Source organism: Sphingomonas pruni NBRC 15498, assembly GCF_001598455.1.
Lineage (GTDB): Bacteria > Pseudomonadota > Alphaproteobacteria > Sphingomonadales > Sphingomonadaceae > Sphingomonas > Sphingomonas pruni.
The window spans coordinates 22,939-30,713 of sequence record NZ_BCYZ01000056.1; the positions used below are offsets into that span (position 1 = coordinate 22,939).

Genomic DNA, 7,775 nt, shown 5'->3' on the forward strand with positions numbered 1-7,775 from the left:
CCATGAAGACCATCGTCAAAGGTGCGCTGATCGGCGCGACCACGATCGCCGCGATCATCGGCGTCACGGTGACGCTGACCGCCCCCGCGCAGGCCGACGCGACCGGCGCGCGCACCGAATTGGGCTATAGTCTGGCGCTGCTTCAGGCCGGCAACTTCAACGCCGCACGGTCGCATGCCCAGGCCGCGGTCAAGCAGGATCCGCAATGGGGCGCCGCGCATGCGGTGTTGGCGCGCACCTTTCTCGCGCTGGGCGACGGGGTAGGCGCCGAGTCCGAGCTCGGCCGCGCCGCAGCAGCCGGGTTCGACATGCGGCGCGGGCATCAATTGCTGGCCGAAGCCTGGCTGTTGCAGGGCGACGCCAAGCGCGCGCTAGCCGAGGCGGCCAAGGCGGATCCCAGGTTCGGCGTCTATGCCACCCGGGTGACCGCGCGCGCGCTGGCCGCGCAGGGCAAAGGGGCCGAGGCACAGGCGCTGCTAGGCGAATTGCTCGACGGCAATCCCGGCAATTCCTACGCCTGGTCCGACCTCGCTCGCATCCGCTACAGCGCGGGCGACATCGCCGGCGCGTCGGGCAACGCGCAAAAAGCGGTCGAGCTCGATCCCAACAATCTCGAGGCTTTGACCTTGCGTGGCGAATTGGTGCGCGAGCAATATGGCCTGAACGCCGCTTTGCCGTGGTTCGAGGCGGCCCTGCAGCGCGATGCCTATTACCACCCGGCGCTGATCGAATATGCCGCCACGCTCGGTGACCTCGGCCGCTATACCGACATGCTCGGCGCGACGCGGCGCGCGCTCGCCGCACGCCCGGCGAGTCCGCAGGCATTCTATCTCCAGGCGGTCCTCGCAGCGCGCGCGGAGAATTACGATCTCGCGCGCAGCCTGATGGAGCGGACCGGCGGACGGATCGATGACCTGCCCGGTGCGCTGCTGCTCAACGGCACGCTCGCCTACCAGGCCGGCGCCTATGAACAGGCGATCGGCGCATGGCGCGAGCTGGTCGGGCGGCAGCCGATGAACATCACCGCGCGCCGGTTGCTCGGTGCAGCATTGCTGCGGTCGGGCGACGCCAAGGGCGCACTCGACGTGCTGCGTCCGGTGGCGATTCGCGGTGACGCTGACAGCTATACGTTGGGGCTGGTCGGTCGCGCGTTCGAGGCGACCGGCGAACGCGATTGGGCCGCCAAGTTCCTCGACCGGTCGGCCTGGCCGGTGCGTGCAGGGGCGACTCCGTTCGGAACCGACGATAGCTTGGCGGTGCTGACGGGGGCGGCCGACAAGGATCCGACCAATCCGGTGCTCGCGGTCACGGTGATCCGCGGGTTGATTGATGCCGGGCAGAGCGACGCCGCCTTGGCCCGGGCGCGTGCGCTCGAGGCAGCGACGCCGGGCGCGCCGGCGGCGCATTTGCTGGTCGGCGACACGCTGATGACGATAGGCCGATATGGCGACGCCGCCGACGCTTATCGCAAGGCGGCCGATATCAAGTTCGACGAGCCGACCATGTTGCGCACGGTCGACGCGCTCGACCAGGCGGGGCGCCGGCCGGAGGCGACCGGCGTGCTGGCGCTGTTCCTGACCCAACATCCCGAAAGCGTGCCTGCTCTGCGGCTCGCCGCTCATTGGCAGATCGCGTCGGGCGACTGGGATGGGGCCGTCGACACGCTGGAGGATTTGCGGGCTCGGGTCGGTTCGCGCGACTCCGGCCTGCTGTCCGAGCTCGCTTATGCCAATGTCGGCGCCGACAATGTCGACGACGCCGTCTCCTACGGCGCGGCGGCCTACGACATCGCGCCGATGAGCCCGGCAGCGACCGACGCTTATGGCTGGGCGCTGTACGCGGCGGGCGAGAATGCCAAGGCGATCGACCTGTTCGAGAAAGCGGCGTCGCTCGCACCCAAGCAGAGCGGCATTCGCTGGCACCTGGCCCAGGCTTATGCCGATAGCGGCCGAAACGCCGAAGCGAAGGCCGCCATCGCCGCTTTGCTCGCCGATCCCGGTTTCACCGATCGCGCGCCGGCCCAGGCCTTGCTCAAGACACTGGGCTGATCGCGCCGGGCCGTGTAACGCGGCCGGCATGACCGACCCGCTCGACCGTATCGCCTCCGCGCTAGAACGCATCGCGCCGGCCGTGCCGGCCGATGCCGACCCGCTCGCGCATCCGGCCTATATCTGGCGCGATGGGCGCCTGGCCGCCGCGCGCAAGTTCGATCCGCTGCCGCTCGACCTCCTGTTGGGAATCGATGCGCAGAAGACCGCTCTGGTCGAGGATTTCGGCCGGCTGGCGGATGGCTTCGCGGCGCAGGACGTATTGTTGTGGGGCGCACGCGGAACGGGCAAGTCCGCGTTGGTAAAGAGCGCGGTGTCGTCGGTGCAAGCCCATGGTCGCAAGCTCGCCTTGATCGAGGTCGCGGCGATGGACGGCCTGCGGGCGTTGTTCGACCGGATCGACGGTCTGCCGCGCGCATTCGTCCTGTTCCTCGACGATCTCGGTTTCGATGCCGGCGGTGACGCCCGAGCGCTACGCTCGCTGCTCCAGGGCGGCGCGGAGGCGCGTCCGGCCAATGCTCGCCTGGTGGTGACCGCCAATCGCCGCCATCTGGTGCCGCGTGACATCGCCGAGCAGGAAAGCGCGATCAATCCGCGCGACAGCGTCGACGACCATCTCGCGCTTGCCGATCGATTCGGACTCAGCCTGGGATTCCATGTCATGGACCAGGCGGGTTACCTTGCGATCGTCCGCGCTTATGCCGATCGGTTCGGTCTGTCCTTCGATCCGGACGAGGCTGTCGGCTGGTCGACCCGGCGCGGCGGACGGTCCGGACGCGTAGCCTGGCATTACATCACTGATTTGGCTGGACGATCGGGCAAGCGTCTGCCTTTCTAAACCGATAAGGATCATTTTCAGGCCGCATCGGCTTGACTTGGGGGGGCGTAACGATGCCCAGTCGATATATGGCCAGGATCGGCGAACTCGATCTGCCCGACCGGTTGTTTCCGGCGGTACCGCGTTGGGTGACCCAGTGCGGCGTAGCGTTGCTGTGCGTCGGGGCAGCAGGGCTGTTGCGGTTCGGGATCAACGCGGTTGCCCCGGGAGCCGCGGTATTCGCCCTGGTCTATCCTGCGATGATGATCGCGACGTTGTTCGCGCGCTGGCAATCGGGCTTGCTGACCGCCGTGATCTCGATCGGCTATGCCTTTTACGCAATCTATTTGCCGTCCCCGACGACGACCCAGAGCGGACCCTATTGGACGCTGTTCGCAATCGCCGTCGCGGCGGCGCTGACCATTGCGCTCGCCGAAACCTTCCGTCGCGCGGTGTATCGCGCGACCTCCGAACGCGACCGCGAGATCGCCGACCGCGACCTGATGCTCAGCGAATTTGAGCATCGCGTGAAGAACAATTTCCAGATCGTCGCCAGCATCCTCGATATCCAGCGCCGCCGCGTCAAGGATCCGGCCGCCAGTGACGCCCTGGCGTCGGCGCTGATGCGCGTCGACAGCATCGCACGCGCGCACCGCCATCTTTATCGCGATGGTCAGGGAAGCGAGGTCAATGTCGGCGACTATCTGAGGGACTTGTGCAACACGCTGTCGGATGCCTTGCTGCTACGCGGCGGCATCACGCTGACCTGCGATGCCGACACCGCGCATATCCCGCGTGACCATGCGGTATCCATCGGCCTGGTCGTCAACGAACTCGTTACCAACGCCGCCAAACATGCCTTTGCCGAGCGGGAAACTGGAACGATCAGCGTGTCCTGGAAGCATCTGCCCGAGGGCGGATGGCGGCTGACCGTAGCAGATGACGGCGTCGGGCTCCCGCTCGGATCGCGGGCTAAGAGCAAGGATGGCGGACTCGGCCAAAAATTGATCGAAGCGTTCGCCAAGCAAGCGGGCGGCACATTGACCACGGCGAGCGATGCCAACGGCTTGCGCGTGACGATGGATCTGCCCGACTGAAACTTCGCGCTTCCGGGGCGTTGTATCGGGCATGGAACGACTGTGGTTCATCACCAATCCGCATTCCGGCTCGTCCGACGCGAAAAAGGCCGAGGCGATCGAAGCGGCTTGTACCGAACGTGGGCTGAGCTTTGTCGGGCGTACCGATTTCCCCGATCAAGCGCTGCCGACGATCGCCGATCTCGATCGTGCCGGAGCGGACACCGTCGTCCTGTTCGCTGGCGATGGGACGATCAATGCGGCGTCTTGCGCACTGGCGGCATGGAATGGCGGCATCCTGATTCTGCCGGGCGGCACGATGAACATGCTGGCAAAGGTGCTGCATGGCGACGCGGATCCAGCGGCGATCCTGCACGCAGCACATGAACATGGGCGGCCCATCGCGCTTCCTTATGTCGAGGCGGGCAAGCATCGCGCGCTGGTCGGGACGATCGTAGGTCCGGCGGCGAGCTGGTATCGCGCCCGCGAACATGTGCGAGAGGGCAGCTTGGGCCGGATCTGGCCGGCGATCCGTGCGGCGTGGCGACGGACCTTCGGACGTGGCGTGAAGTTGACCGGCGCGCCGGGTTTCCCGCCCCGTGTCCAGGCCGCCTATATCCGGGCACAGGACGATCATCTGCAGATCGCCGCGGTCGATGCGCGCGATGCACGCGCGATCGCCGATCTCGGCTGGAATTGGGTGACGGGAGATTGGCTCGCGGCCCAGGCGGTGACGGAAGTCCGTACCGACCAGGTGCGCATCGCCGAACGCCGCCCGGTACTGGCATTGTTCGACGGCGAGCCCCAGATGCTCGATCCGGGAACGGCCATCACGGTCGGGCGTAGCAGGAAACAGTTCATCACCACTGCGAAAGAGGAAGCATGACACGGCTGTTCCACGTCAGCGACGTCCATTTCGGACGCGAGGACAAGGTCGCCGTCGCGTGGTTCGACGCGCTGGTCGCGGCGGAAAGGCCTGATGCCGTGGTGATGACCGGCGACCTGACGATGCGCGCGCGGCGCCGCGAGTTCGACGCAGGTCTTGCGTGGTTGCGATCGCTCGATCGGCCAGTCACGGTCGAGGTCGGCAATCACGATCTACCCTATTTCAATCCGCTGGCCCGGATCTTCACGCCTTATCGCCGGGTCCGTGAAATCGAGCGTATGATCGAACAACCGCTCGAACTGCCCGGCGTGGCCATCGTCCCGCTCAAGACCACGGCGCGCGCGCAATTCCGACTCAACTGGGCCTCGGGCCATATCAGCCGGCATGCGCTCGATCAGGCGCTGGCGTTGGTGGAGGCAGTGCCCAAGGGCAAATTGGTGTTCGTCGCTTGCCACCATCCGCTGATCGAGCCGCACAAGCGGCTATCGAAGCAGACGCATCGTGGCGCTGACGCTTTGGCGGCGCTGATGAGGGCGGGCGCGGACGCCGTCCTGACCGGGCATGTCCATGACGCGTTCGATGTCGAGCATCGCGATGGTGGTGCGACGGTGCGGATGATCGGCGCCGGCACCCTTTCCGAACGCACGCGGTCGACTCCGCCGTCGTTTAACGAGATCCGTATCGATGATGGCGCATTCGAAGTCGTCTGCCGGACGATGGCGCCGCAGCCCGACGAGGTTTTGCCGGTGGAGGAACCGGAGGCGGCGTAGAGGGCCCCTCCCTTTCCCGCGTCGACGGGGAGGCGTGCCGATGGAGTACCCGAAAGCGGTGCAATGCTCCCCTCCCGTTTACGGGAGGGGCTGGGGGAGGGCGTGTCGTTAGGGGCCGGAAGAACAGGCCCTCCCCTAACCCCTCCCGCAAGCGGGAGGGGAAATGGCCATATTCCCCGCCTTATCCATCCCATAACCACCGGTAGGACTTGAGCCGCTCGCAATCCCGGCTAGGCTCGCCGCCCATGCGCCATGCCTTAGCTCTGCTGCTCGCCGCCCCGCTGATGATCAGCGCCGGTCCCGCCTCGTACGAAACCCGCGTCGCCAACGTGCTGGCCAAGACGCCGCTGATCGACGGGCACAACGACTGGGCGGAGACGCTGGTCGACAAGGCAGGCGATGCGCGCTGGACGATGGACCTGACCCGGCTCGATCCCGCAAAGTACAATACCGACATCACCCGGCTGCGCGCCGGCCATGTCGGCGGGCAATTCTGGTCGGTCTATGTCTCGGCCAATCTGCCGGGGCCCGAACAGGTCAAGGAAACGCTCGACCAGATCGGGCTGATGAAGGAGATTTTTCGCCGCTATCCGACCGTCTTCGCTCCGGCGGTCACCGCGGCGGACGTCCGGCGCATCCATGCCTCGGGCCGGATCGCATCGATGCTCGGAGTCGAAGGGGGCGGCCAGATCGACGGCAGTTTCTCGGTGCTTCGCGCCTATCGCGCGCTCGGCGCATCCTATCTGACGCTGACACATACGAAGACGATCGAATGGGCGGACTCGGCCACCGACAATCCGCAGCATGGCGGCCTCACCAAATTCGGCGAAGCGGTGGTGCACGAACTCAACCGGCTCGGCATGCTGGTCGACCTCAGCCATGTCAGCGAGGACACGATGATCGATGCGCTGCGTGTGTCGAAGGCGCCGGTGATCTTCTCGCACAGCTCGGCGCGCGCGCTCGACGATCATCCGCGCGACGTGTCGGACAAGGTGCTGAAGCTGCTCGCGCAAAATGGCGGCGTGATCATGGTTAATTACGCGCCGAGCTACGTTTCCGAAGAGCGGCGGCAGTGGGAAGCGGCGCGCAATGCCGAAAAGGCGCGCTACAATTCGCCGCCTTATGGCGGGCTTTATATCGGCCAACCCGATCGCGCGAAGGCAGCGATGGAGGAATGGGAAAAGGCGCATCCGCGTCCGCCCGTGACGCTTGCCATGGTCGCCGACCATATCGACCATGTCGTCAAGGTCGCCGGCATCGATCATGTCGGGATCGGATCGGATTTCGACGGCGTGGAGAGCCTGCCCGACGGGCTGGACAGTGTCGCCACCTATCCGGCGCTGCTCGCCGAGCTGATGCGCCGCGGTTGGACCGACGAGATGATCGCCAAGCTTGCCGGCGGCAACGTCCTGCGGGTGATGGAGGGCGCCGAGCGCGTGGCCGCGTCGATGGCGAAGGAGCCGCCAGCCACCGCGACGATCAAGATGCTCGACGGCAAGTGACGGGCGACCTCAAGACCAGGATTGCGACCGACGCCGACATCCCCGCGATCGCGGCGCTGATGGAGCGCGCGATCGGCGAATTGCAGCGGGATTACCTGAGGCCCGAACAGGTCGAGGCGAGCCGGCTCAGCATGGGGCTCGACACCCAGCTAATCGCCGATGGCACCTATGTCGTGGTTGAGGACGAAGCGGGTCGCATCGTCGGCTGCGGCGGCTGGAGCTATCGCGCGACGCTGTACGGCGGCGACGCCGGCGCGGTCGCGCGCGATGCTGCGGTGCTCGATCCGGCCAGGGACCCGGCGCGGATCCGGGCGATGTACACCGATCCCGATTTCACCCGGCGCGGGATTGGCCGGATGGTGCTGGCGGCGAACGAGGCGGCAGCACGCGCGGCTGGGTTCAAGCGGGCGGAGTTGATGGGGACGCTCGCGGGCGAGCCGCTTTATCGTGCCTGCGGGTATGAAACGATCGAACGCGTCGACAGCATGGCGGATCGCGGCGTGCCGGTGCCTGGGGTCAGGATGGGGAAGGTCTTGGCCTAGCCCGCTAACGCCCGCCGAGTGACGCTGGCGGCCGACAAATCCTCCCCATCGCAGATGGGGAGGGGAACCGCCGAAGGCGGTGGAGGGGCCGCAGCCGCGTAGCGGCGAGGATAGCGCAAGGCACTTTCCCCCCC

At 66.6% G+C, this 7,775-nt stretch carries 7 protein-coding genes; all 7 read left to right on the plus strand.

Translation table 11 applies throughout. The features are described 5' to 3' along the window. The first annotated feature begins 2 nt into the window (after positions 1-2). Positions 3-2,048, plus strand: coding sequence for a tetratricopeptide repeat protein (locus SPR01S_RS15590; protein WP_066590995.1), 2,046 nt, complete (start codon positions 3-5; stop codon positions 2,046-2,048). Between the two features lie 28 nt (positions 2,049-2,076). Further along, on the plus strand, positions 2,077-2,886 hold the full coding sequence (locus SPR01S_RS15595; protein WP_066590997.1) for a DUF815 domain-containing protein: 810 nt from the start codon (positions 2,077-2,079) through the stop codon (positions 2,884-2,886). 53 nt (positions 2,887-2,939) lie between these two features. After that, positions 2,940-3,962 carry a sensor histidine kinase gene (locus tag SPR01S_RS15600; protein WP_084251235.1) on the plus strand — a complete coding sequence of 341 codons (1,023 nt, stop codon included), beginning with the start codon at positions 2,940-2,942 and terminating at the stop codon, positions 3,960-3,962. A 31-nt stretch (positions 3,963-3,993) separates the two neighbouring features. Further along, positions 3,994-4,827 (plus strand): diacylglycerol/lipid kinase family protein, encoded by an 834-nt coding sequence (locus SPR01S_RS15605; RefSeq protein WP_066591000.1) that lies wholly within the window; start codon positions 3,994-3,996, stop codon positions 4,825-4,827. Continuing rightward, positions 4,824-5,597 (plus strand): metallophosphoesterase family protein, encoded by a 774-nt coding sequence (locus tag SPR01S_RS15610; RefSeq protein WP_066591002.1) that lies wholly within the window; start codon positions 4,824-4,826, stop codon positions 5,595-5,597. The genes SPR01S_RS15605 and SPR01S_RS15610 overlap by 4 nt, the downstream gene beginning before the upstream one ends. Before the next feature lie 245 nt (positions 5,598-5,842). After that, positions 5,843-7,099, plus strand: coding sequence for a dipeptidase (locus SPR01S_RS15615; RefSeq protein WP_066591004.1), 1,257 nt, complete (start codon positions 5,843-5,845; stop codon positions 7,097-7,099). After that, entirely contained in the window at positions 7,096-7,641 is a 546-nt protein-coding gene (locus tag SPR01S_RS15620) for a GNAT family N-acetyltransferase (protein ID WP_439646745.1), read from the plus strand. Before SPR01S_RS15615 ends, SPR01S_RS15620 begins: the two co-directional genes overlap by 4 nt. Positions 7,642-7,775: the final 134 nt, after the last annotated feature.

Bases quoted from the DNA above. Each gene is read 5' to 3' on its own strand.
- SPR01S_RS15590 (WP_066590995.1), top strand. From the start codon at position 3: ATGAAGACCATCGTCAAAGGTGCGCTGATCGGCGCGACCACGATCGCC.
- SPR01S_RS15595 (WP_066590997.1), top strand. From the start codon at position 2,077: ATGACCGACCCGCTCGACCGTATCGCCTCCGCGCTAGAACGCATCGCG.
- SPR01S_RS15600 (WP_084251235.1), top strand. From the start codon at position 2,940: ATGCCCAGTCGATATATGGCCAGGATCGGCGAACTCGATCTGCCCGAC.
- SPR01S_RS15605 (WP_066591000.1), top strand. From the start codon at position 3,994: ATGGAACGACTGTGGTTCATCACCAATCCGCATTCCGGCTCGTCCGAC.
- SPR01S_RS15610 (WP_066591002.1), top strand. From the start codon at position 4,824: ATGACACGGCTGTTCCACGTCAGCGACGTCCATTTCGGACGCGAGGAC.
- SPR01S_RS15615 (WP_066591004.1), top strand. From the start codon at position 5,843: ATGCGCCATGCCTTAGCTCTGCTGCTCGCCGCCCCGCTGATGATCAGC.